This window comes from Pseudoalteromonas agarivorans, assembly GCF_024518735.1.
GTDB lineage: Bacteria > Pseudomonadota > Gammaproteobacteria > Enterobacterales > Alteromonadaceae > Pseudoalteromonas > Pseudoalteromonas atlantica.
In genome coordinates this window covers 475,543-496,925 of the sequence record NZ_JANIGJ010000002.1, presented here as the reverse complement: position 1 = coordinate 496,925, position 21,383 = coordinate 475,543, and the positions used below count along the sequence as shown (strand labels likewise).

22 protein-coding genes are annotated in these 21,383 nt (G+C 40.4%); 15 read left to right on the top strand and 7 right to left on the bottom strand.

Features of this window, described 5'->3' with window-relative positions; translation table 11 throughout:
- Positions 1 to 102: 102 nt before the first annotated feature.
- From NQT65_RS06645 to NQT65_RS06635, 3 genes are read left to right on the top strand one after another with little or no spacing between them, the layout of a single operon-like run.
- Entirely contained in the window at positions 103 to 2,559 is a 2,457-nt protein-coding gene (locus NQT65_RS06645) for an intermembrane phospholipid transport YdbH family protein (RefSeq protein WP_256850762.1), read from the top strand.
- A 2-nt stretch (positions 2,560 to 2,561) separates the two neighbouring features.
- On the top strand, positions 2,562 to 2,759 hold the full coding sequence (locus NQT65_RS06640; RefSeq protein WP_004588572.1) for a YnbE family lipoprotein: 198 nt from the start codon (positions 2,562 to 2,564) through the stop codon (positions 2,757 to 2,759).
- A 10-nt stretch (positions 2,760 to 2,769) separates the two neighbouring features.
- A complete protein-coding gene (locus tag NQT65_RS06635) occupies positions 2,770 to 3,099 on the top strand; it encodes a YdbL family probable chaperone protein (protein ID WP_004588571.1) in 330 nt (109 codons plus the stop codon).
- A 37-nt stretch (positions 3,100 to 3,136) separates the two neighbouring features.
- Here the strand turns inward: NQT65_RS06635 and NQT65_RS06630 are convergent, their stop codons facing one another.
- Both NQT65_RS06630 and waaA read right to left on the bottom strand, forming a co-directional pair.
- Positions 3,137 to 3,685: a DUF1415 domain-containing protein gene (locus NQT65_RS06630; RefSeq protein WP_256850761.1), complete on the bottom strand. Its 549-nt coding sequence runs from the start codon at positions 3,683 to 3,685 to the stop codon at positions 3,137 to 3,139.
- Positions 3,682 to 4,965 carry a lipid IV(A) 3-deoxy-D-manno-octulosonic acid transferase gene (waaA, locus tag NQT65_RS06625; RefSeq protein WP_256850760.1) on the bottom strand — a complete coding sequence of 428 codons (1,284 nt, stop codon included), beginning with the start codon at positions 4,963 to 4,965 and terminating at the stop codon, positions 3,682 to 3,684. Before waaA ends, NQT65_RS06630 begins: the two co-directional genes overlap by 4 nt.
- 182 nt (positions 4,966 to 5,147) lie before the next feature.
- Between waaA and NQT65_RS06620 the strand changes: the two genes are divergently transcribed.
- Positions 5,148 to 5,738 (top strand): D-sedoheptulose-7-phosphate isomerase, encoded by a 591-nt coding sequence (locus NQT65_RS06620; protein WP_004588568.1) that lies wholly within the window; start codon positions 5,148 to 5,150, stop codon positions 5,736 to 5,738.
- Complete coding sequence (hldE, locus tag NQT65_RS06615; protein ID WP_096740045.1) at positions 5,738 to 7,177, top strand: bifunctional D-glycero-beta-D-manno-heptose-7-phosphate kinase/D-glycero-beta-D-manno-heptose 1-phosphate adenylyltransferase HldE; 1,440 nt, start codon at positions 5,738 to 5,740, stop codon at positions 7,175 to 7,177. Before NQT65_RS06620 ends, hldE begins: the two co-directional genes overlap by 1 nt.
- Before the next feature lie 96 nt (positions 7,178 to 7,273).
- Here the strand turns inward: hldE and NQT65_RS06610 are convergent, their stop codons facing one another.
- Positions 7,274 to 8,779: a capsule assembly Wzi family protein gene (locus NQT65_RS06610; RefSeq protein WP_256850759.1), complete on the bottom strand. Its 1,506-nt coding sequence runs from the start codon at positions 8,777 to 8,779 to the stop codon at positions 7,274 to 7,276.
- Positions 8,780 to 8,990: 211 nt separating this feature from the next.
- Between NQT65_RS06610 and NQT65_RS06605 the strand changes: the two genes are divergently transcribed.
- Both NQT65_RS06605 and NQT65_RS06600 read left to right on the top strand, forming a co-directional pair.
- On the top strand, positions 8,991 to 10,064 hold the full coding sequence (locus NQT65_RS06605; protein ID WP_256850758.1) for a glycosyltransferase family 1 protein: 1,074 nt from the start codon (positions 8,991 to 8,993) through the stop codon (positions 10,062 to 10,064).
- Positions 10,061 to 11,143, top strand: a complete 1,083-nt coding sequence (locus tag NQT65_RS06600) for a glycosyltransferase (RefSeq protein ID WP_256850757.1) — start codon at positions 10,061 to 10,063, stop codon at positions 11,141 to 11,143. The genes NQT65_RS06605 and NQT65_RS06600 overlap by 4 nt, the downstream gene beginning before the upstream one ends.
- Here the strand turns inward: NQT65_RS06600 and NQT65_RS06595 are convergent.
- Positions 11,126 to 11,854, bottom strand: coding sequence for a 3-deoxy-D-manno-octulosonic acid kinase (locus NQT65_RS06595; protein ID WP_256850756.1), 729 nt, complete (start codon positions 11,852 to 11,854; stop codon positions 11,126 to 11,128). The genes NQT65_RS06600 and NQT65_RS06595 overlap by 18 nt on opposite strands.
- A 123-nt stretch (positions 11,855 to 11,977) precedes the next feature.
- On the opposite strand from NQT65_RS06595, the gene NQT65_RS06590 reads away from it, so the two are divergent.
- The 6 genes from NQT65_RS06590 (at position 11,978) to glpG (ending at position 17,239) form a co-directional block, all read left to right on the top strand.
- Positions 11,978 to 13,039, top strand: a complete 1,062-nt coding sequence (locus NQT65_RS06590; RefSeq protein WP_256850755.1) for a glycosyltransferase family 9 protein — start codon at positions 11,978 to 11,980, stop codon at positions 13,037 to 13,039.
- Positions 13,036 to 13,599, top strand: coding sequence for a D-glycero-beta-D-manno-heptose 1,7-bisphosphate 7-phosphatase (gene gmhB, locus NQT65_RS06585; protein WP_256850754.1), 564 nt, complete (start codon positions 13,036 to 13,038; stop codon positions 13,597 to 13,599). Before NQT65_RS06590 ends, gmhB begins: the two co-directional genes overlap by 4 nt.
- A gap of 168 nt (positions 13,600 to 13,767) precedes the next feature.
- Complete coding sequence (locus tag NQT65_RS06580; protein WP_024034359.1) at positions 13,768 to 14,964, top strand: glycine C-acetyltransferase; 1,197 nt, start codon at positions 13,768 to 13,770, stop codon at positions 14,962 to 14,964.
- 49 nt (positions 14,965 to 15,013) lie between these two features.
- A complete protein-coding gene (gene tdh / locus NQT65_RS06575; protein WP_004588559.1) occupies positions 15,014 to 16,039 on the top strand; it encodes an L-threonine 3-dehydrogenase in 1,026 nt (341 codons plus the stop codon).
- A gap of 64 nt (positions 16,040 to 16,103) precedes the next feature.
- Positions 16,104 to 16,421, top strand: a complete 318-nt coding sequence (glpE, locus tag NQT65_RS06570; protein ID WP_004588558.1) for a thiosulfate sulfurtransferase GlpE — start codon at positions 16,104 to 16,106, stop codon at positions 16,419 to 16,421.
- A complete protein-coding gene (glpG, locus tag NQT65_RS06565) occupies positions 16,418 to 17,239 on the top strand; it encodes a rhomboid family intramembrane serine protease GlpG (protein WP_138684389.1) in 822 nt (273 codons plus the stop codon). Before glpE ends, glpG begins: the two co-directional genes overlap by 4 nt.
- A 2-nt stretch (positions 17,240 to 17,241) precedes the next feature.
- Here glpG and NQT65_RS06560 read toward each other — a convergent pair whose 3' ends face one another.
- Positions 17,242 to 17,640, bottom strand: a complete 399-nt coding sequence (locus NQT65_RS06560) for a flagellar basal body-associated protein FliL (protein ID WP_024034357.1) — start codon at positions 17,638 to 17,640, stop codon at positions 17,242 to 17,244.
- Positions 17,641 to 17,794: 154 nt separating this feature from the next.
- Between NQT65_RS06560 and NQT65_RS06555 the strand changes: the two genes are divergently transcribed.
- Together NQT65_RS06555 and ubiA are read left to right on the top strand one after the other, a co-directional pair.
- A complete protein-coding gene (locus NQT65_RS06555) occupies positions 17,795 to 18,334 on the top strand; it encodes a chorismate--pyruvate lyase family protein (protein ID WP_029773569.1) in 540 nt (179 codons plus the stop codon).
- Positions 18,331 to 19,209 (top strand): 4-hydroxybenzoate octaprenyltransferase, encoded by an 879-nt coding sequence (gene ubiA / locus NQT65_RS06550; protein ID WP_096740039.1) that lies wholly within the window; start codon positions 18,331 to 18,333, stop codon positions 19,207 to 19,209. Before NQT65_RS06555 ends, ubiA begins: the two co-directional genes overlap by 4 nt.
- 63 nt (positions 19,210 to 19,272) lie before the next feature.
- Here the strand turns inward: ubiA and NQT65_RS06545 are convergent, their stop codons facing one another.
- Positions 19,273 to 19,893: a 2OG-Fe(II) oxygenase gene (locus NQT65_RS06545; RefSeq protein WP_256850753.1), complete on the bottom strand. Its 621-nt coding sequence runs from the start codon at positions 19,891 to 19,893 to the stop codon at positions 19,273 to 19,275.
- 244 nt (positions 19,894 to 20,137) lie between these two features.
- Complete coding sequence (locus NQT65_RS06540) at positions 20,138 to 21,022, bottom strand: LysR family transcriptional regulator (RefSeq protein ID WP_256850752.1); 885 nt, start codon at positions 21,020 to 21,022, stop codon at positions 20,138 to 20,140.
- Positions 21,023 to 21,383: the final 361 nt, after the last annotated feature.

Here is a 21,383-nt window from a genome sequence, read left to right as displayed (position 1 = left end):
AGCTGTAAAATAAAAAAGGCTGCACTGTGCAGCCTTTTTTGATTGCGTAGATTTAAAATTACGATAGTTTGTAAAGTATAAATAAAAGCTTATAAGGACAGTATGTTAAAGCGCGTTGGTTTAATTATGGGTGCTGTATTGCTAAGTATAGTTTTGCTTGGCTATGTATTTCGTTTGCCACTATTACAATGGGCTGTAGCGCCTGAGCTTGAAAAAGCGGGTGTTACCTTAAGCTGCTTAGATTTTTCGCTTACGAGTAAGTTAAATGTGCACGTACAAAAAGCCTGTTTAAGTTACCAAAATCAAGAGCTTGCTCTTACAGGTATTACTGCTAATACCAAGCATGTTAAAGTTAAACACGCAGTACTTAATGTAAATCCATTCCCTCAAAGTAGTAAAACAAGCACTGCTGCCACAATTTTAGATTTAGCACTTCCTGAAAAAAGGCCAACAATTACAGTTGAGCATTTAACTATACACAGTGCGCTTTTAAAGCGCCCGCTAATGCTAAATATCACCGAGCCCACGCTTAACCAGTTTGTAGTCAATGGTGATTTAAACGCAAGCGCAACGCTTTACAATAATAAGGTACAAGGGCAGCTTAAAGTTAATGATGGATTATTGAAGCAACTACTTAAAACAGATAATGAGTTATTAAGTGGACTTAGCTTTAATGCAGCGCAGGCATTTAGCTTTAACGGGGTAGAGGCAAGCCTTACAGGTGATTTACAAGCCCAGTATGACTATAAAATACAAAGCTGCGATATAACAAACAGCTCCAAAGGTGTGCTAAGTGCTACCTATAATTTAAATAGTCAAAACCTTGAGCTTGACCCAAGCAAGCTTAAAAACAATGTAAAACTTAGTAATAACTGCCAATCTCTTATTCCTGAAAGTGCCTACAAGTCATTTGCTGTAAAGCAGCTACCACTTAATTGGCAATGGGCTTTAGCTAAACCAATTAGTTTTGCGCAAAACAACCTAACCTTACCGTTAATAACGCTCAAAAGTGCAGAGCAAGCCAAGCAAAATATAGATATAACGTTTACAGATACGTTTATAAATACTGCAGCACCGTTACAAAGCGCACGCACACAGCTAAAAGCACAGCTACATACAGATGAAATAGACGCTATAACGCTAAGTACGCAGCTTAAAAACGCTCAATTAAGCGGTAATTACGATATTGCGCTTACCGCTTTGCCTGAATTTTTACCGGCTGAGGCTAATAATATTAAAGCCAAGGGGGACTTTACAGTCACTCAACTTATTGACTTTAAACCCGTAGGGAACGCACGTATTGAGTTAAGCTTTGATAGCGCAGCTGCTTATGGCAGCGCTCTTAACGGCTACACAGGTAACCTTGAAGCAAGTATGAATGAAAAGCTCGATGCAAAAGTAACGCTTAAAAGTAAGCTTAAAAGCGTGCAATACAACGAGTATAAACTCACCGGTATTAATAACACCCTTAATGCAAGAGCAAACTTAGGTGTGGGTGAGTTATTTGCTCACTTAAATGCAAACACCCAAATAAATACACTCATTAGTCCAAATATCGATTTAAATACAATAAACGTAACGTCAACTGGGCTGCAAAGTCGCGCGCTTAAAGCGTCTCATCATGTATTTGTAAATGGTGTTGAGCTGGTGGCCAATCACCATGTTTCAAAGGTAGCGCATCCGTTTGAAGTGATTATACCGCAGCAAAGTGTGCTTTCGTTAAATTCAATCGTTAGCCAATTTGAACCGTTAGCTCAGCTAACCCAAGGAAAATTGGGTGGGCGTATAAATGGTGATGTGAATTTACAAAAAGCAAATTTTACTTTAACGATGACTGATACCAGTGCACTGTATAACGACTACTTAGCTAATCAATTTAGTATGCAGCTAGGTGGGCAGTACGATTCAGGGCAGCTTAATGTTGCCCCTACTACCTTTAATCTTAATGAATTACGTGCAGGCGCTGTAGTTAAAAGTATCACTGGTAATATTAAAGTGGTTAATAATAGCGCGCAGGCCTTTGATGTTGAAGGCGATATTTTTGGTGGTAAATTTTCTTTAGATAAATACACGCTTTTAAAGCAGCAGCAAACAGCTAATGTTACGTTTGAAAATGTTGATGCCAGTAAATTAATAACGCTTGACGATAAGTCGGGTATTACCCTAACAGGTAGGCTAAAAGGGTCGTTGCCGTTTTATTTTGATGACACAGGGGTTGAGGTAAAAAATGGCAGCCTAACCAATCAAGGCCAAGGGAAGCTTATTATTAGTAATAACGAAGCGTTTGACGCTGTTATGCGCCAGCAACAAGAGTTACAACCTGTGCTTGGGTTGCTCAAAAACCTTGATATACAAAAACTTAATAGTACAGTAGCGCTTAAAAGTGATGGCTGGTTAAACTTAGGTGTTAACTTACAAGGCTTTAATGAGCCAGAGCAGCAACAAGTTAACTTTAATTATAATCACGAAGAAAACGTGTTTACGTTGCTAAGAGCGCTTAGACTGAGCGACGAAATAACGCAAAAAGTTGAGCAGCAATACTCTAAAAAAGGAAACTAATGATGAAAAATTTGTTGAGCATTAAGGCCGTTATTGCACTTGCTGCTATTAGCGCTTTAAGCGCATGTACCCACAGAGTAGAGGTGGCAGCGAAAGAGCCGATAACGATCAATCTAAATGTAAAAGTAGATCACGAAATTCGAGTAAAAGTAGATAAAGAACTCGATAACTTATTCAGTGACGACAGTGAATTATTTTAGGAGCTAAATGATGACTATAAAAAATAAATTAAGTATTGCTACTTTAGTAAGTGCGGTATGTTTGTCGTTTTCGGCGTGGGCTATTAGTTTAGATGATGCTAAAAACCAAGGCTTAGTGGGTGAAGATAGCTCTGGTTACTTAGGGCTTGTGGTACAAAACAGCGAGGCAAAAGCCGTGGTTGAAGAAATTAACGCTAAACGTAAAGCACAGTATTTAAAGCTGGCTAAAAAGAACGATTTATCGCTGGCACAAGTAGAGGCACTCGCAGCAGCTAAAACAATCGAAAAGACCAAAAGTGGCCACTATATTGAAGTGAATGGTAACTGGGTTAAAAAGTAATACAAGCAGCTAAACATATTACTTAAAAACCGAGCGTTTAGGCGCTCGGTTTTTTTATACTTGCTAAAAGTTGCTGCCAAAAGTCGAATCCTTTGCGCCTTGCAAGCTTTATGTTGTGCTCTGGTATAGATTCAGGCTCGTTATAGTTATCAAGCGCTTCGCTCATACTCAGTTCGCGAATTAAATGCAGTGTAGGGTAGGGGGCTCGGTTAGTGTAATTTGCCGCATCATCTTCATCGCTGTCGGCAAACACGTAATCGGGATGAAAATTAGCAATTTGGTATTTACCTTCAAACCCTTGGGCTACCAGTAAGGCATTGGCTAAATCGACTAAATCTAAAAAGTCTTCAAAATCGCTAAAGCCGTTATCAAACAGTATTAATGTGGTTTCGCGCTCTGGGTTTTGATCAAGCTGCACACACTGCTCTAGCATGTCCATTACAGCGTCATCAATTTTTGTTGCAGGGCTAAGCACATAATGAATACAGTTATTTTCTACTTCTTTACGGGCAAATGGGCAAAAGTTATATTTTACAATAACAGATGACACCCACTCGCGGGTTTGGGCGATTGCTTGATGAGTCATGCTTTTGGCTCTAAATACTGATTTATAATGGTTAATGTTTTTTCAATGGCGCCTTGGTTTTTAACTACACATTGCTGCGCTTTAATACCCAAGCTTTGGCACGCTTTGGTGTTTTGGCTTAAATTAATTAATTGTTTAGCAAGCTCGTCGGTATTTTCAACAACGACAGCCCCTTTAAGTTTAATTAGCTCAGGGTAGATATGATCAAAATTATACGTGTGTGGGCCTGTAATAACACCAACCGAAAAAGCAGCAGCTTCTAGTGGGTTGTGCCCACCTCGGCGAATTAAACTGCCGCCTATGTAACTTACATTCGCTGCGCCATATAAACACTGTAGTTCGCCCAGTGTATCAGCTAATAGTACTTGCTCGTTTTGATAGTTATTGTTGCTGCGACGACTAAAGCTAAGTGGGCTTTGAGTTAGCGTATCGGCTACTTTATCAAATTGCTCAGGGTGACGCGGTGCTATAACTAAAAGTGCATTAGGGTATTTTTTTAATAGCTGCTGATGGGCGTTTAATATCATTTCGTGTTCAAGCGGGTGAGTAGAGCCTGCCACCCATACAAAACGTTCTTTGGTTTTATACTCGGCTTTAAGATTTGCAACTTTAGTTAGTTGCTCATTGCTTGGCGTAATGTCGAACTTTATTGAGCCTGTAACATGGCTTTTTGAAAGGGGTAAACCAAGTTCAATAAAGCGCTTAGCATCACTTTTATTATGACTTGCAAGCACTGAAATTGAGCGCATAATTATATGCGTTAACCCTGCCACCTTTTGATACCCCTGTTGCGATTTTTCGCTTAGGCGAGCATTAAGCACTAATACCGGAATAGTCTTTTTATGGCTTATTGCCATTAAATTAGGCCACAGCTCAGTTTCTAAAATACACAGTGCTTGTGGATTTACGCGCTTTAAAAATCGAGCGCTCGAACCTGCAAAGTCTATAGGTAAATAACAACACGCCACGGTATTTTTAAATTGTTCACTAATTTGCGCACGCCCGGTAGGAGTATTGCAGGTAATAAGTATATTAAGCTGCGGGTGTTGTTTTTGCAGTGCTTTAATCAGTGGCGCTGCAGCAAGGACCTCACCTACAGAAGCGCAGTGGAACACAACCGGTTTAGCGCTATTATTAAATAAGTGTTTGCTAATAAAACCAAAGCGCTCTTTAAAGTGCGCGCGGTAGCCTTTATTTTTTTTACCTCTTAGTACATACAAGTAATATACAATCAGTGGGCTAATTAAAATTAAAGCGAGTGAGTAAAAAATGCGTGCCATACTGAACTTTTATTAAGGTAAGTGGCGCTAGTTTAACGCGAAAGTGATAATTTCTGAACATGTGAAGCACTAAATTATAATTCAGTTCAGCTATATTCCCATAAAATACACACAACTAAATAAAACTATGGAATAATGGATTTAATTTTTTCCTGCCATTTCAGTTCCTAGAGGAATTTTTCATGTCAATTATCGATTCTGTGGCAACAAGCTACGTTGAAAGTTTAAACCGTCATCAAGCCTTATTTGAAACGATGGAGGCTTATCATCAAGAGTCTATGCAATTATTAGAAGCGTGCCACAGTGCATTGCAAGCTGGTGGTAAGGTTATTTGGTTTGGCAACGGCGGCAGTGCTGCCGATGCACAGCACTTAGCTGCCGAATTTGTTGTGCGTTATAAGTTAGAGCGTGGCCCACTTGCCTCAATGGCGCTGACCACAGATACCTCAATATTAACTGCGCACAGTAACGACTACCACTTTGATACGGTTTTTGAACGCCAAGTTCAGGCTTTATGTAAACCAGAAGATTTAGTGATTGGTTTAACAACCTCAGGTACCAGCGCCAATATTAATTTAGCACTGGAAGCGGCTAACAAAATTGGCGCGTTTACGGTTGCCTTAACTGGACGCGAGGGCGGTAAAGTAAAAGACATTGCTAAATTGCCCATTATTATAAAAAATGATGAAACGGCCCGTATACAAGAGGCACATATGTTTATTGGCCATTGGTTATGTGAAGCTATCGATATGGTTGTTGCGGAGCAGCAGTAATGGATTTATCGCTATTAAAAAACTTATCTAAAGCGCGTATTTTAGTTGTGGGCGATGTTATGCTAGACCGATACTGGTATGGCGATACAGGGCGTATTTCGCCAGAGGCTCCAGTACCCGTTGTTAAAGTAAGCAAGTTTGAAGATAAAGCGGGTGGCGCTGCAAATGTTGCAAAAAACATTGCGCGACTTGATGCCAAAGTGGGCTTACTTGGTTTAATTGGTGAAGATGAAAGCGGGCAAATCTTAGAAACTATTTTAAAAGGTGAAAAAATACATTCACAGCTTGTTAGTGTATGCGATTTGCCCACTATTTCTAAAATGCGTGTAATTAGCCGCCATCAACAACTTGTGCGCCTAGATTTAGAAGAAACCTTTAGCGAGCAGCATAGCCAGTTGTTATTAAACCGTTTAGAGCTGGTGCTTGATGATTACGACTTTGTGGTATTTTCTGATTACAGCAAAGGCTCGCTGAGCTTAATTAAAGAAATGGTTAGCGTTGCTAAAGCGGCGGGTAAAACCGTGCTTATAGATCCTAAATCGCCCGACTTACACTTATACGAAGGCGCAGACTACATTACCCCTAATTTACATGAATTTAATTTGGCTGGGGGTAAAACAGGCTCTGAAGAAATATTAGCACAAAGCGCGCGTGAGCTAATTAGTAAAAATGGTATTAAAGCCATGCTACTTACACGCTCAGAGCAAGGTATGTCATTAATTAACGCTGATGAAAAACACGACTTTGCAGCGCAGCAGCTAGAAGTAAGCGATGTAACTGGCGCAGGCGATACTGTTATAGCCACGCTTGCGGTGATGCTCGGGGCAGGTATGGAGCCTAAAGATGCGGTAGAAATTGCTAATTTAGCCGCAGGCATTGTAGTAAGTAAATTGGGTGCGGCAACGGTTTCACCAGAAGAGCTTAGCCAAAAGCTTGGCCAATACTTGCACATCAATGGTGAGCACTACCAAACTCCGTTTGACGATGTATTGCAACACATTGAGTTTGCTAAGCAAAATGGCGAAACGATAGTGTTTACCAATGGCTGTTTTGATATTTTACACGCAGGCCACGTACGCTATTTAGCCCAAGCCAAAGCACGTGGAGATAGGCTCGTTGTTGGTTTAAATAATGATGATTCAATTACGCGTTTAAAAGGCCCTGAGCGCCCTATAAATCCACTTGATGAGCGCGCAATGGTATTAAGTGCACTCGCCTCTGTAGATTGGGTAATTCCCTTTGGCAGCGCTGACGAAAACGACACACCGGCTAAATTAATCGAGCAAATAAGCCCCGATATTTTAGTTAAAGGTGGTGATTACACTGTAGAGCAAATAGCTGGCGCCGATCATGTGCTACGCCATGGTGGCAAAGTAGAAGTGCTGACATTTTTAGATGGTTGTTCAACCTCTAAAGTGATTAGCAAAATAAAGCAGTAACATTTACTGATTAAATAAAAAAGGGTTAAAACGCAGTTTTCAACCCTTTTTTGTTATAAATAGCTGGCTTTAAAATGCTATTTTTAAATATACGGTCTAAAAATTATATTCGTACTTAGCAAACGCTGATGTGTCGTTTTCTGCGCCATCGTTGTTTGATGCAAAAGCGCCGAGCGTTAAGCGCCCACCCATAGCCAGCTGCCTGTAGCGTAGCTCAACTTGTTTTGAGTTATAACCGGTTTTGGTAATTGTATTACCTAAATCGGGGTTACTAGGGTAACGGTCGCGATTATCGCTGTTGTAATCCACACTACGTAGTTTTACTTGCCAGTCATCACCATTTGAAAGCTGACCTAAAAGTGTTAATACCACTGACTGCGCATCGTTATCAAAAGTTGAGCCAATAGTGCGGCCGTGGTAACGATAGCCCGATTTATAATCGGAGTGTTCGTAGTAGCAGTTTTCACTGGTTGATTCGGCCGAGCACGATACACCTGTATCTATGTATTCAACGTTAACGAGCACATTTTGATTGTAAATGCGCTGCGTAGTTTGTACGCCAAATAAGTACGCTCTGTCGGCAGGTTTGAATTGCGAGCTGGCATCTTCGCCAATTGTACTTGCGTAGATTGCATAGGGGTGACTAAATAAAGTATCAGACCAACGCACATCTATGCCAGCAAGCTGATTACCAATTTTAGACTCTAGTGAGCTATCACAATTTTCATTGCCATCAATACAATTAGTTTGCCCAGTAATAACATCAATAAAATCACCTGCTGAGCTTGGTTGGCCTTCACCGGCCCACTGCGCAGACCAACTTAAAGCAATTTCAAGCTGTTGCATCGGGCGAAAGTTAACACGGCTGCTCCAAAGCAGCGCATCAGGAATAACACGGGTCGATTCTAACTTTGCCATTTGCGCGGTAAAGCTCCATTGCCCAAGCCAACTTAACCAAGGCGTTTCAAACGCTGTGCTTTGCTCACGGGTTACACTTAGTGCCGGCAGTGGCTTTGCATTACCCGACATAATTAAACTGTTATCAACACCTGGGCCCCAAAACTGCTCTACGGCACCGGCTCTAAAAATCCAATTGCCCAAGCGGTAGGCTAAGTAGCTATCGTCAAATGAGGTATCGTTACAATCTTCAAGTGCTTGTTCGTTAGTGGCTATATCATCGGTTGTTTTGCCATCAACTAAGCATTGCTTACCATCGTTACGGTAATTAATGGCTACCTTCGCCGCAAAGTTATCGCCAAGGTAGGCGTAGGCCGCAGAAAGCTCAGATTCTTGTGTGTTGGTTGCCCCAAAGCTGGTGGCTATAATTGGGTCTGATGCGGCAAACGCTGAGAGTTGCACACTGTGCGAGCTACTGTTTTCTGACTTATAACGATGTTTTACACGAAGCAGTGCATCTTGCAGGCTGGGAGATAAAAGTTCAAGCTTGCTCGATTCTAGCTCGCCAATAAAGCTTTTCCACATTAGCGGATAGGTGGTTACAGGCGCTAAAATAACACCGGCATCAGCCAGTTGTTGAATGTCAGCTCGTAGACCGTAATCGTCTGGCTTTACCCAGGGCTCTGCTGTTACTGATGCGCTCATAGCGCAAAAAAGAGAAGAAAGTAGAAAGATTCTGTTTCGCAAAGTTCAGATCCTTGTGATTAAGATTGCGGCTAAGTTTACCAATCTAACATGGCTATTGCAGTAAATAATCTATATTAGGGCGTTAAATTTGTGTATAAAAATGTAACCTAGCTATCGTAAAAACAATGGGATTGATATACTGCTGCGCAAATAGGAAATAGAGAATGCAATGAGCAACAAACGACTTTTATTTATACCCGTATCATCGCCACAAGGAATAGGTGAATACATGCGCTCGTTGTTGCTAGCCCAAAGCCTTGAAAGTGAATGTCTAGGTTCACTGACCATCCATTTTGTTTTAAATAAACACACGAACTACGCTAAAAGCTGTCCATATGATACCACCTTGCTTGAGCGCTCTGCGACTAAAGAGCGCGATAAAGTGTGTGAAGTTATAGCCGATTTTAAACCTGACATTGTAATATTCGATTGTGCAGGGCGCGCTGCTCACATGAAAGCTGCAAAAAAAGTGGGTGCCAAAGTGGTGTTTATTTCTCAGCATGCGAAAAAGCGAGCGAAAGGTTTAAAACTTAATCGTATCAACCTAATTGATAGCCATTGGGTGGTACAGCCCGATTACTGCATTGAACCTCTGAGCTGGGCTGAAAAAGCTAAAATAGATATGTTTTCTTTGGCTATGCCTAAAAATGTGGGCCCTTACATAGCATTTTCATCAGCGTGCGATACCAAACAGGTATTAAAAAAGTATCAGCTTGATGAACAAGGCTACTTTATTGTGAGTGCAGGCTCTGGCGGTCATGTGCTAGATAATCAAAACTGTGCAGATGTATTTTTTGCTGCCGCAGAGCAAATTTCATTGCAAACAGGGTTAAAGGCGGTGGTGGTATTTGGCCCTAATTATAATAAAGCGTTGCCAGTATCAAATACGGTTATAAATTTGGATACGTTAGAAAATAGTGAGTTTTTGTCGCTTATGGAGCAAGCTAAATTTGCGTTGTTAAGTGCTGGCGACACCCTATTGCAGGCGATTGCTGTTAAAACGCCTGCTGTGGCATGTGCTATTTCAAAAGATCAAACACAGCGCCTAGCAAGTTGCGCCACAACTGGCGTGGTAATTAAAGCAAACTTTGAGATTGAAGACATAATAAATAAAGCCAGCGCTTTACTAATAGAGCCGCATTTTAACCAGCTACTAGAAAAATACTCTTTGCTTGAAAGCGCGCATAGCTATGAAGAAATAACGCAAGGGGTTAAAAACATGCTGATGGTTGCCGATAGATGAATATAGTGATTGTAATAGACTCGTTAGCGGGTGGCGGCGCCGAAAAAGTGATGCTAACCCTTGCTCAGCAGCTAGTAAAAACGCATAGCGTTACTATTTTATCGTTGGCTAATAAATATGAGTACACGATCCCTGCGAACATAAAGGTTGAAAGTTTATTCAGTGATAAAGCCACTAAAGTGGATCGTTTTTGGAAAATAAACAAAAGTGTAGCAAAACTAGAGGCGTGGTTTAACAACAAACAAAAACAAACTGGCCCCATAGATTTAGTGCTTAGCAATTTAGATAGAAGCAATAACTTATTGGCTAAAAGCCAGATTAAAAATGTTCACTTTGTTATGCATAACTCTGTTAATGCAGAGCTAGCGAGGCAAAAAAAGCTAGGCCCGTTTTCTTATCGCTATCTTAAAAAGTCAAAGCAAAACTTAAATGGAAAATCCTTGGTGTGCGTGTCTAAAGGGGTAGAGCAAGAAATTACCCAAGGGCGTTTAATTAGCCCAAGCGCCATCACAACTATTTATAATCCCTTTAATTTAGTGGATATAAAGCGCCTCTCAAATGAGGTTAATACGCAAATTCCACAATCACCGTATGTTATTCATGTAGGGCGGTTAGCTAAACAAAAGCGCCACGATATTTTATTTGCGGCATTTGCAAAGCTTGATAAAAAATACAAATTAGTCCTTTTATGCAATAAGCCTAGCAAAGCATTTAAGCTTGCAAAAGCGTATGGTATTGAGGGACAACTTATAGTGCCAGGGTTTGAAAAAAATCCGTATAACTGGATTAAGCAGGCTGAGGCATTAGTATTAAGCTCTGATTTTGAAGGGCTCCCTACAGTGTTAATTGAAGCATTAGCTGTTGGCACGCCTGTAGTAAGTACTAACTGTACGTTTGGACCGAGCGAAATTTTAACAAACGACTTGGCTAAATATTTAGCGCCTGTAGGGCATAGCGATGAGCTAGCGGCTAAAATTGAGCTGGTTTTAAACACTAGGCCTAATGTAGATAATGCCGACATTTTACAAAAGGTAACGGCCGAACAAGTTGCTAAGCAATACTTAGCTTTGTGTGGTTAATTGCCCTTTATAAATAGCCAATAAAGTTTGCCAGTCATTACTTTGCCAATAAAAAGCGTTGTTACGTCCTTGCTCTTTTAAAAATGAGCGCTCTAAACGTGCCATATTACTTTGTTGCCATTGCTTGTTAGGTGGTTTTATTTCGCCGCGATCAAAGTCGATAATATAAACCTCGCCCGTTTCATTAAATAAAATATTATTTATATTCAAATCAGCGTGGTACACACCTTTTGAGTGAAATAGCGCAACAGTATTGGCAATGCGCTTGAGCTCATCTTCTGTTAGTGGACGTTCAATTAAAATATCAAGCAGGCTTTTAGCCCCTTTTACAGCCTCTGTAATTATATCGCCACGATAAATTAAGCCGGCGGTTGTTACCTTGGCGGCAATGGGTTTTGGCACATTTAAGCCAAGCTCAATAAGCCTTATCATTAAGCTGAACTCTTTATACACACGGGTGTTTTTAAGCCCAGGGTAGAGGTACTGATCGCTTAACAACTTGCCAACTAAACCGCCGCGCCAGTAGTGCCTAAGTACAGCGGTTAAATTATCGTGTTTAAAAAACCAGGCTGTGGCGCGGCCTTTTTTAGCACCGACTATTTTATTTTGCTGTTGCCAATAATCTGCATCAAACCAGTTTAAATCAACCTCGTTAAAATAATCTGGGTGGCTTAAAATAGTGTGCTTACCTTGCGTTAGTGTTTTAAACATAGCTCGTTAAAATAATTCAATAATGCGTGTATATTAACGTGTTTTATAGCGCAGCATAAGTGCTTGCATTAGTGCGAGTATAATTTAAGATCGCAGTCTATTATTTAAAGCCAAAGTGGACGCGTGACTCAAGTGCCTAATTACTCCTCAATTTGTATTTTAAGACTCTCTGCCATTGGTGATGTGTGTCATGCCGTTAGTGCTGTACAAGCCATTCAAAAAGCACACCCCAATGCAAAAATAACGTGGGTAATGGGTAAAATAGAAGCCATGTTACTTGCCGATTTACCTGGGGTTGAGCTGGTGGTTTTTGATAAAAAACAAGGTAAGGATGCACTTAAAAAGTTAGCACATTCTTTTAAAGGGCAGCAGTTTGATGTGCTACTTAATATGCAAGTCGCATTAAGAGCTGGCTTTGTTGCACGTTGTATTCCGGCTAAAGTAAAAATAGGCTTTGATTGGGCACGTTCAAAAGAATTACATAGCTTGTTTATAAATAAACGAATAGCCCCACAAAAAGAAGCGCATGTGCTAGAGGGATTTAAAGGCTTTGCGGGTGCCATTGGGGTTAAAGACTATTCACCTACCTGGGATATGCCTTATACCTTAGCGGATGAGAACAAAGCAGATGCATTATTAGGGCCTGCGTATTTGGCAAATAAGTTATTAGTAATATCGCCAGCGGCCAGTAAAGCACAGCGAAACTGGTTGCCTGAGCGCTACGCTGCCCTTGCTGATTACGCGCATGAGCAAGGCTTTAACGTGGTACTAACGGGCGGCCCAACTGAGCTTGAGATTAATTTAGCTAATCAAATTATAAAACACAGTCACTGCACTATTTTGAATTTAGTCGGTAAAACAAAACTTAAAGAGCTGTTATGTGTGCTTAAGCGCGCTAATTTAGTTTTAGCCCCCGATACCGGCCCTGCACATATGGCGGTAACGGTAGGTACGCCGGTTATTGGTTTATATGCGCATTCTAATCCTGCACGTACAGGCCCTTATTTATATCAAGACTACGTAGTTGAGGTGTATCATCAAAACCTGCTAAAGCAAACGGGTAAAACAGCTCAACAATTGCCTTGGGGTACGCGCGTTAAGGGAGATGACCTTATGAGCCAAATAACCGTAGACAGTGTTAAAACTATGTTTGATCATGTGGTACAAAAAGAGTCTATAAAATGAGTGTAACAGAAAAAAACAAAGCGCTTTTTTTAGACCGAGATGGCGTGGTAAATATTGATCATGGCTATGTGTATCAAAGTGAAAAATTTGAATTTATAGACGGTGTGTTTAGTACCTGTAAAGCATTTTATGATGCAGGTTATAAAATTATCATAGTGACTAATCAATCGGGAATAGGGCGAGGTTACTACACTGAAGATGACTTTTTAACTGTAACTCAGTGGATGAAAACACAATTTAGTAAGCACAATATTAAAATTACAGATGTGTATTTTTGCCCGCACCATCCCAAAAAAGCGATGGCGCAATATTTAAAACAGTGCCAGTGCAGAAAGCCAGCTCCAGGTATGCTGTTACAAGCTATGCAAGAGCATAATATTAACCCTTCGAGCAGTGTTATGGTGGGTGATAAACTTAGCGATATGCAAGCGGCACAAAAAGCGTCTATTAGCACGCGAGTGTTAGTTCGCTCTGGTCAACAATTTGACGAAACCGCTAAACAATACGCCGATTTAGTGATTGACTCTATTAACGATTTACCAGCACACTACTTGGTATAAAGTGCGTTTATATTTTCGCAACTAAAGTGTTAAGTATTGCTGCCATTACCTGTATTAGCGACGAGCTGCAAACAGTGCATTTTACTTGTTAAACTTTTACAATACACCCCAACATAAACAGTGGCTTTAATGTTGTTGTTTACCCGTTCATTTAATTGGAGACTACAGATGAGAGCATCTGCTTTTTTTAGCCAACTACAAGAGCAAATTGAAGACGTTAAAGCGCAAGGTTTGTATAAAAGTGAGCGTATTATTACCTCGCAGCAACAAGCTCAAATAGAAGTTGCATCTGGCGATAAAGTTATTAATTTTTGTGCTAACAATTACTTAGGCTTAGCAAATAGCCCTGAGCTAATTAAAGCAGCGCAAGGTGGTTTAGATGACCATGGCTTTGGTGTTGCTTCAGTACGTTTTATTTGTGGCACGCAGGATATTCATAAAACACTTGAGCAAAAAATTAGTGCGTTTTTAGAAACCGAAGATACAATTTTATACTCGTCTTGTTTTGATGCTAACACGGGCCTATTTGAAACTATTTTAGGCGCTGAAGATGCTATTATTTCTGACTCTCTAAATCATGCATCAATTATTGATGGCGTACGCTTATGTAAAGCTAAGCGTTTTCGTTATGCTAATAACGATATGGAGGATCTTGAAAAGCAACTTATTGCAGCTGATGAAGCGGGCGCTAAAACAAAGTTAATTGCCACCGATGGCGTGTTTTCGATGGATGGCGTAATTTGTAACCTTGAAGCTGTGTGTGACCTTGCTGATAAGTATGATGCATTAGTGATGGTTGATGACTCACATGCGGTAGGCTTTGTTGGTGAAAACGGTAAAGGCACGCCTGAGTACTGTAATGTGCTTGACCGTGTAGATATTATTACCGGCACGCTAGGTAAAGCGCTGGGCGGTGCATCAGGCGGTTATACCTCAGGTAAAAAAGAAATTGTTGAATGGCTGCGTCAGCGTTCACGCCCTTATTTATTCTCAAATTCATTAGCCCCTTCAATTGTAACTGCGTCAATTAAAGTACTCGAAATGCTTGAAAATGGTGGTGAGTTACGCGCTAAACTTTGGTCAAATGCTAAATATTTCCGTGAGCAAATGGAAGCCGCTGGCTTTACGTGTGCGGGTAAAGATCATGCCATTATTCCTGTAATGCTTGGCGATGCTAAAGTTGCTTCATTAATGGCAGACAAACTACTCGCTGAAGGCATTTATGTAACCGGCTTTTCGTTCCCTGTTGTGCCAAAAGGCCAAGCGCGTATTCGTACACAAATTTCTGCTGCGCACAGTATTGAACAACTAGACACCGCAATTGCTGCCTTTACCCGTATTGGTAAAGAAATGGGCGTTATTTAATTTTTTATAAACCGAAGTATTGCTTCGGTTTTTTAGTTGAGTGTTAACTATGAAAGCTTTATCAAAATTAAAAGCCGAAACCGGCATCTGGATGACCGACGTACCCAAGCCTGAAGTAGGGCATAACGATCTACTCATTAAAATTCGTAAAACTGCGATTTGTGGTACCGACGTTCATATTTATAAATGGGATGAGTGGTCACAAAAAACCATTCCGACCCCTATGGTTGTAGGCCATGAGTACGTGGGTGAAGTGGTTGATATGGGCCAAGAAGTACGTGGCTTTGCAGTAGGTGATCGCGTATCTGGCGAGGGGCATATTACGTGTGGGCATTGTCGTAACTGTCGTGCTGGTCGTGTGCATTTGTGCCGAAATACAACGGGTGTAGGCGTTAACCGCGAAGGCGCATTTGCTGAATATTTAGTTATTCCGGCCTTTAATGCGTTTAAAATTCCTGACAATATTTCTGACGAGCTTGCGTCTATTTTTGACCCGTTTGGTAATGCTGTGCACACCGCTTTATCGTTTGATTTAGTGGGCGAAGATGTGCTTATTACAGGGGCTGGGCCAATTGGTATTATGGCGGCGGCCGTTGCTAAGCATGTGGGTGCTCGCCATGTTGTGATTACCGATGTTAACGAATACCGTTTAGAGCTTGCGCGTAAAATGGGCGCTACACGTGCCGTAAACGTTGCGAATGATAAGCTTGAAGATGTAATGAATGAGCTAGGTATGACTGAAGGCTTTGATATTGGCCTCGAAATGTCAGGTGTGCCAAGCGCCTTTAATTCTATGTTAAATAACATGAACCATGGTGGCAAAATTGCCATGTTGGGTATTCCGCCATCAGATATGGCCGTAGATTGGAATAAAGTTATATTTAAAGGCTTAGTGATCAAAGGTATATATGGTCGCGAGATGTTCGAAACGTGGTACAAAATGGCAAGCTTGATTCAATCAGGCCTTAATTTAGACCCTATCATTACGCATCAATATTCGGTAGATGACTTCCAAGCTGGCTTTGATATGATGATTTCAGGTCAATCTGGTAAAGTAATTTTAAACTGGGAATAGTTTAAAGTTTGCATACAGAGGCGGCTTAAGCCGCCTTTTTATTATATTTTTAAAAGAGATTTCAATGGCATTTAAACATATATCTATAGCACAAACGCACGAACTGCTTGATAAAGAAGATGTAGTGATTGCAGATATACGCGATCCTAACTCGTACCAAGCAGGGCATATTCCTGGCTCCGAAGCGCTTTCAAATGCCAATATAGCTCAGTTTATGATGGAAAAAGAGTTCGATCAGCCCATTATTATTGTTTGCTACCACGGCATGAGCTCACAAGGTGCGGCTAGTTATTTAGTAGAGCAGGGCTTTGAAGATGTATATAGCATGGATGGTGGCTTTACGGCCTGGGAAGCGGCTTACAGCGAGAAAGTGGAACGATGATTGAGCTAGGTAGTTTAAATAATCCTCGTGCCGCACAGGGCTTTATAGATTATTTAAAAAGCCAAGGCTTAGAAGGGCAACTGCGCAGTGCTGATGGCAGTAATGTTATTATTTGTGTTGCGGGCGAGCACTTTCATCAAGTGCAACCTTTGTGGGCTGAATTTGTACAAAACCCCAATCATAAGCGTTATCAACAAGCCTCTTGGGATGTGGGCAGTACACAATCTGGCTTAACGTATCAAGGACAGTCGCTTAATTTAGTGGCGCGCTTTAAAGCACTAAGCTGGCTAAATAAAACCGTAAGTATTGTAAGCGTTGCTATTTACTTTGCATTTTTATTGGGTGGCTTTGAGCAAATATACACTGCTTTGCAGTTTAACCCGAGCCAACCACTGAACTGGTTAACGCCGGCACTTGTTCATTTTAGCGCAATGCACATTGTATTTAACCTAATTTGGTGGATGTCGTTAGGTGATAATATTGAAAAGCAATGCGGCAAGCTGAGTTTAGTTGGGTTATTTGTGGTTACTGCACTTATTAGTAACTGGGCTCAGTTTTTAATTGTGGGGCCTAACTTTGGTGGCTTAAGTGGCGTTGTGTATGGTTTATTGGGTTTTTGTTGGATTCACAGCTATTTAAATCCTAAGCAACCGGCGCTAGTCAGCACTGCCATTATTGGCTTTATGTTAATTTGGCTGGTACTCGGTTTTGCTGATGTGTTGTTTGTTGGTATGGCTAATTGGGCGCATTTAGGTGGGCTTTTAAGCGGCATGGCTTATGCCGTAACCGCTAATTTATTTAATGCTAAAAAAGCGTAAGCTTAGTGGTATAAATACTTAGTAAATAATACTTCACGAATAATCTCTTGGCCTGTTTCTTCTTTTAACAGGCTTTTTAATTTTTCGGCACACTTTGCTCTAATTTCTTCACGCCCAGTAAGCGACTTTATTTTTTCTTCAGGTTCTTTAGATAGTATTTCTACTAACGCATCGCGTAAAAGCGGGGTATGGTGCTCTACAATAGCAATATCTGCATTATTGCTAAGCATTAAATCTATAGTCACGCGTACATAGCCCATTTTTTTACTTGAGGCGCCTATGTAATTGGTAATAATGTCAGGCTCAAAACCAAAATAGCCCACTGTCGATTCCGCTTTTGCCGAAAAGCTAAAACAGTTTAGGATCAGTGCTAAAAAACCTGCGTATACTATTTTTTTCATCTTTAGTGTGTTTCCATTTTCTTAATACAAATAGTTTATACTTAATAGCGCCTAATAAACAGCTCCTGCAATTATTTATCGGCAGTAAAACATCACTTTTTCAAATGCTTTGGCAATGTTATCATCGTCTCGGTTTTTATTTTATTGAGCTATTGTGATTACATTTCCGCTTTCTATATCTGCCAATTGGCAATGTGCTTCTTTGGTAAATAACTTATCTGCGTTAGAGCAAGAGTGGCTATTTGAGCCACATTCATTAACCGCTAAATTAAAAAGTAATGCACAAAGTTTTAGTGTAAAAGTGCTTAATGAGCAAACTTTTACCCTAAGCGATGCACAGCAACAACTACTTGGCTCAAATACAAATAAAGCACTTAATCGCGAGGTGCTTTTATTGTGTGATAATACGCCCATGGTGTATGCCCAAAGTTGGCTGCCCAGTACACAAACGCAAACAACACTGCATAATATGGGCGCGCGCCCTTTAGGTGATGTTATTTTTCAGCACCCTGAACTTACCCGAAGTAATATTGAGGTAGGGCGCTTTGACTCAGAACATGCGCTGCAGTCACTTGTTAAAGAGTTGAATTTAACTACGCACCCTTTATTAGGTCGTCGTAGTGTGTTTTCTATTAATGATTATCACTTTTTAGTGTGCGAAGTATTTTTACCCGGAGCCTATTTGTATTCATGAAATTAGCCCCTTTGCAATTACAGCATAGCCCTTTTTATATTCAGCTCATGCGCATTGACAAACCTATCGGTACATTACTATTACTGTGGCCTACTTATTGGGCTCTATGGCTTGCAAACGCTGGTATGCCAAGCCTAGTTAACTTTATTGTATTTACCTTAGGCGTAATTGTTATGCGCAGTGCTGGCTGCGTTATTAATGATTTTGCAGATAGAAAAATAGACGGCTCAGTTAAGCGTACAGCAGGGCGGCCTTTGGCCACCGGACAAGTAAGTGCAGGTGAAGCACTGAGTTTATTTATATTACTGATAGCCATTGCTTTTGTATTGGTATTGCTACTTAGCATCAACACTATTTTATTGTCATTTGGGGCGTTGGCACTGGCATTTTGCTACCCGTTTATGAAACGCTATACACATCTTCCGCAGGTAGTCTTAGGCGCTGCATTTGGTTGGGCGATACCTATGGCATATATGGCATCAATTGACTCATTACCGCTGCAGGCATGGCTGTTATTTGTTGCAAATATTTGTTGGACGGTAGCGTACGACACTATGTATGCCATGGTCGACAGAGATGACGATTTAAAAATAGGGGTTAAATCTACTGCTATTTTATTTGGTAAATACGACCGCCATATTATATTTTTATTAAACGCTAATTTTATAGCGTTGTTGGCGCTTATTGGCTTAATTAACCAGCTAGGCTTAGCGTTTGTTGCAGGTTTATGTACTGCCGCTGGGTTACTTATTTATCAACAAGTGCTTATACATAAACGTGCGCGTGATGCATGTTTTAAAGCGTTTTTAAATAATCACTATGTTGGATTAGCTATTTTTGTTGGCTTGTTCTTGTCATTTGTATTTGCGCGTTAATTTCATCTCAACGTTATAAATTTAACCTCAACATAGCCACTAGTTGTTGTGGTTATGTTGGTTTTATCGTGGCGGGTCAATTACTCCACTTATTGAGGCGTTCTTTCTAAACCAGCCAGCAATAGAGTAGCGCTCATTAATGGCTGGTAATACCTCGTGTGCAAAACGCTCGCTTTCAAACATAACGAGTGTCCCCGCGGTGGGTTTAATTATTATCTCTACTTGCTTACTTTTTGGCTTGTAAATAACAAGCTCGCCGCCTTGCTCGGGCGTATTTAAATAAAGGATTGTTGTAAATACGCGGTTAGATCGCCCTTTAAATGCATCATAATGCTTTTTATAAAAGTCGCCTTGGGTGTATTTAGCGTAGTGGCACTCATAATCAAATAAGCCCATAAAAAAATGCCGATTAAGTGTGGTTTTTATACTTTCCATTGTTGCTTGATAAGTTAGCTGTGCTTGTGAGCTGCCATCAAACCAATAGGTTTTATCTTTACGAATGGTTTTATCTATTTGTAAGTCATTTAAACGGCCAATACCTGCAGCGCTAAAATGCGGGTTAATACGGTGGCAATCGGTGATTAAACTCTCTACTAGCTCGCTAATAAGTGCGTTAGGAATAACAACATAACCATGGGTTTCTATTGCATCTAAATAAACATCAGAACTAAAAAGTGCGTTCATTTATGTCTGTTGATTAAAAAAGGTGCGACAGTATAGCCTAAAAAAATTTAATAGCTAGTGGTTTGTGCTCCGCTACTTAAGCAAATAAAAACCTAACGCGTAAGCATAAAAACTAAAAGGGCTTTTTAGGTTAAGCAGCTGTGCTGCAGGTTTTGGTAACAAGAAGAGTAAATCAGTAAGGGCTATCTAAATTGGTTGCCCTTAAAAGGTTTAAGGGCAATGAGGTATGCTTTTTTATATTGGCTTAATTAATAGTCGTAGATGCTTTTTTGATAAGAGATAATAAATGGTCAATGTGTTCGCCAACTGCTGCTTGTTGGCTTGTTTGTATAACAAGTTGTTCGTGACTTAAGTCTTTATTTGTTTTTAGCTGTACAAGCTCTGTGTGCTCTGCAAGAGTGCTCGCGTGTTCAATACTAGCAATAGCAAAGTGATCTGATTTAACCAACCCTGACATTACTTGCTCAATGCTGCCTACCTTAATGCTAGCCGATTTATTGAGCATATCGATGGCTTCGTTAAGCATGCTTTGTACTTGTTTAGACTGAGAAAAACAGCCGTACATAGGGTAGCTATCTAAATCGTGTTTGCTGATATCGCTTTTATTTGCTAACGGATGGTGTTTAGAAACAAATAATACCAGTTGGTCTGGCAGGTGTATGTCGCTGCCGATGCTGTTAATTGCCTGCGAATAAACACTGATATCAATTTCGCCCTCCTGCAGTTTGCGTGCAAGTTCGTGCTGCTCTTGCAATTGCATTTCTATTTTAACATGGGGGTATTGTGCTAAAAATTGCCCGCATGAGATAGGCACTACACTGCTGGCTTTGTTGGTATAGCCAATGATTAACTTTTCGTCAGTATTGCCGTTAACCGATTGAGAAATTCGTTTTTTTGTATGCTCAAGTTCGGCAAGGGTGTTTTTGGCGTAATCAAGAAATAGCTCGCCTTCGGGTGTTAACTTTACTGAACGTGTTGAGCGTTTCACCAGTTCGTACCCCATTTCGTCTTCTAGGGTTTGAATGCTGCGCGTTAGCGCTGATGTGCTAATTTGAGTTTGTTCGGCTGCTTGTCTGAAGTGGCGTAACACACCAAGCGCTACAAATTGTTCTAACTGTTCAAATCTCACTTTATAGTCCCTTTTTATAAGTAAGTCGCGTGTGCCGCGAACATCAATAATATTAGATTCGAGCTTTCAAAAAGCGAAGCCTAATATGTAACTGTGTTTGCAAATTTATGACATATTTGCCTCAGCATATCCCTCTTTTAGTATTATTTAAAGAGAAGACGCGTTTAAAAGTATTACCAATTAGGCTTATTTATAGTGATTTATTACTCTATTTAAAACTAAGCTATGTTAGCAAGTAAGGCTAAATACAATGACTTAGGCGCTTTGATGCTTTTAAAAGTAATACTTTAGACATAATTTAGCATTAATTAATAAAAAAGTATGCCAGAAAAAAGGCTATAGGAAAATCCTACGTAGTGAT

What these genes read in the sequence shown, in the direction of transcription:
- ubiA (WP_096740039.1), top strand. Translation starts at nt 18,331, where the DNA reads ATGAAATTAGCCCCTTTGCAATTACAGCATAGCCCTTTTTATATTCAG.
- NQT65_RS06560 (WP_024034357.1), bottom strand. Translation starts at nt 17,640, where the DNA reads ATGAAAAAAATAGTATACGCAGGTTTTTTAGCACTGATCCTAAACTGT.
- NQT65_RS06595 (WP_256850756.1), bottom strand. Translation starts at nt 11,854, where the DNA reads ATGTTTAAAACACTAACGCAAGGTAAGCACACTATTTTAAGCCACCCA.
- NQT65_RS06610 (WP_256850759.1), bottom strand. Translation starts at nt 8,779, where the DNA reads ATGAGCGCATCAGTAACAGCAGAGCCCTGGGTAAAGCCAGACGATTAC.
- NQT65_RS06605 (WP_256850758.1), top strand. Translation starts at nt 8,991, where the DNA reads ATGAGCAACAAACGACTTTTATTTATACCCGTATCATCGCCACAAGGA.
- NQT65_RS06580 (WP_024034359.1), top strand. Translation starts at nt 13,768, where the DNA reads ATGAGAGCATCTGCTTTTTTTAGCCAACTACAAGAGCAAATTGAAGAC.
- glpE (WP_004588558.1), top strand. Translation starts at nt 16,104, where the DNA reads ATGGCATTTAAACATATATCTATAGCACAAACGCACGAACTGCTTGAT.
- NQT65_RS06620 (WP_004588568.1), top strand. Translation starts at nt 5,148, where the DNA reads ATGTCAATTATCGATTCTGTGGCAACAAGCTACGTTGAAAGTTTAAAC.
- NQT65_RS06630 (WP_256850761.1), bottom strand. Translation starts at nt 3,685, where the DNA reads ATGACTCATCAAGCAATCGCCCAAACCCGCGAGTGGGTGTCATCTGTT.
- NQT65_RS06545 (WP_256850753.1), bottom strand. Translation starts at nt 19,893, where the DNA reads ATGAACGCACTTTTTAGTTCTGATGTTTATTTAGATGCAATAGAAACC.
- hldE (WP_096740045.1), top strand. Translation starts at nt 5,738, where the DNA reads ATGGATTTATCGCTATTAAAAAACTTATCTAAAGCGCGTATTTTAGTT.
- glpG (WP_138684389.1), top strand. Translation starts at nt 16,418, where the DNA reads ATGATTGAGCTAGGTAGTTTAAATAATCCTCGTGCCGCACAGGGCTTT.
- NQT65_RS06600 (WP_256850757.1), top strand. Translation starts at nt 10,061, where the DNA reads ATGAATATAGTGATTGTAATAGACTCGTTAGCGGGTGGCGGCGCCGAA.
- gmhB (WP_256850754.1), top strand. Translation starts at nt 13,036, where the DNA reads ATGAGTGTAACAGAAAAAAACAAAGCGCTTTTTTTAGACCGAGATGGC.
- NQT65_RS06635 (WP_004588571.1), top strand. Translation starts at nt 2,770, where the DNA reads ATGACTATAAAAAATAAATTAAGTATTGCTACTTTAGTAAGTGCGGTA.
- waaA (WP_256850760.1), bottom strand. Translation starts at nt 4,965, where the DNA reads ATGGCACGCATTTTTTACTCACTCGCTTTAATTTTAATTAGCCCACTG.
- NQT65_RS06640 (WP_004588572.1), top strand. Translation starts at nt 2,562, where the DNA reads ATGAAAAATTTGTTGAGCATTAAGGCCGTTATTGCACTTGCTGCTATT.
- tdh (WP_004588559.1), top strand. Translation starts at nt 15,014, where the DNA reads ATGAAAGCTTTATCAAAATTAAAAGCCGAAACCGGCATCTGGATGACC.
- NQT65_RS06645 (WP_256850762.1), top strand. Translation starts at nt 103, where the DNA reads ATGTTAAAGCGCGTTGGTTTAATTATGGGTGCTGTATTGCTAAGTATA.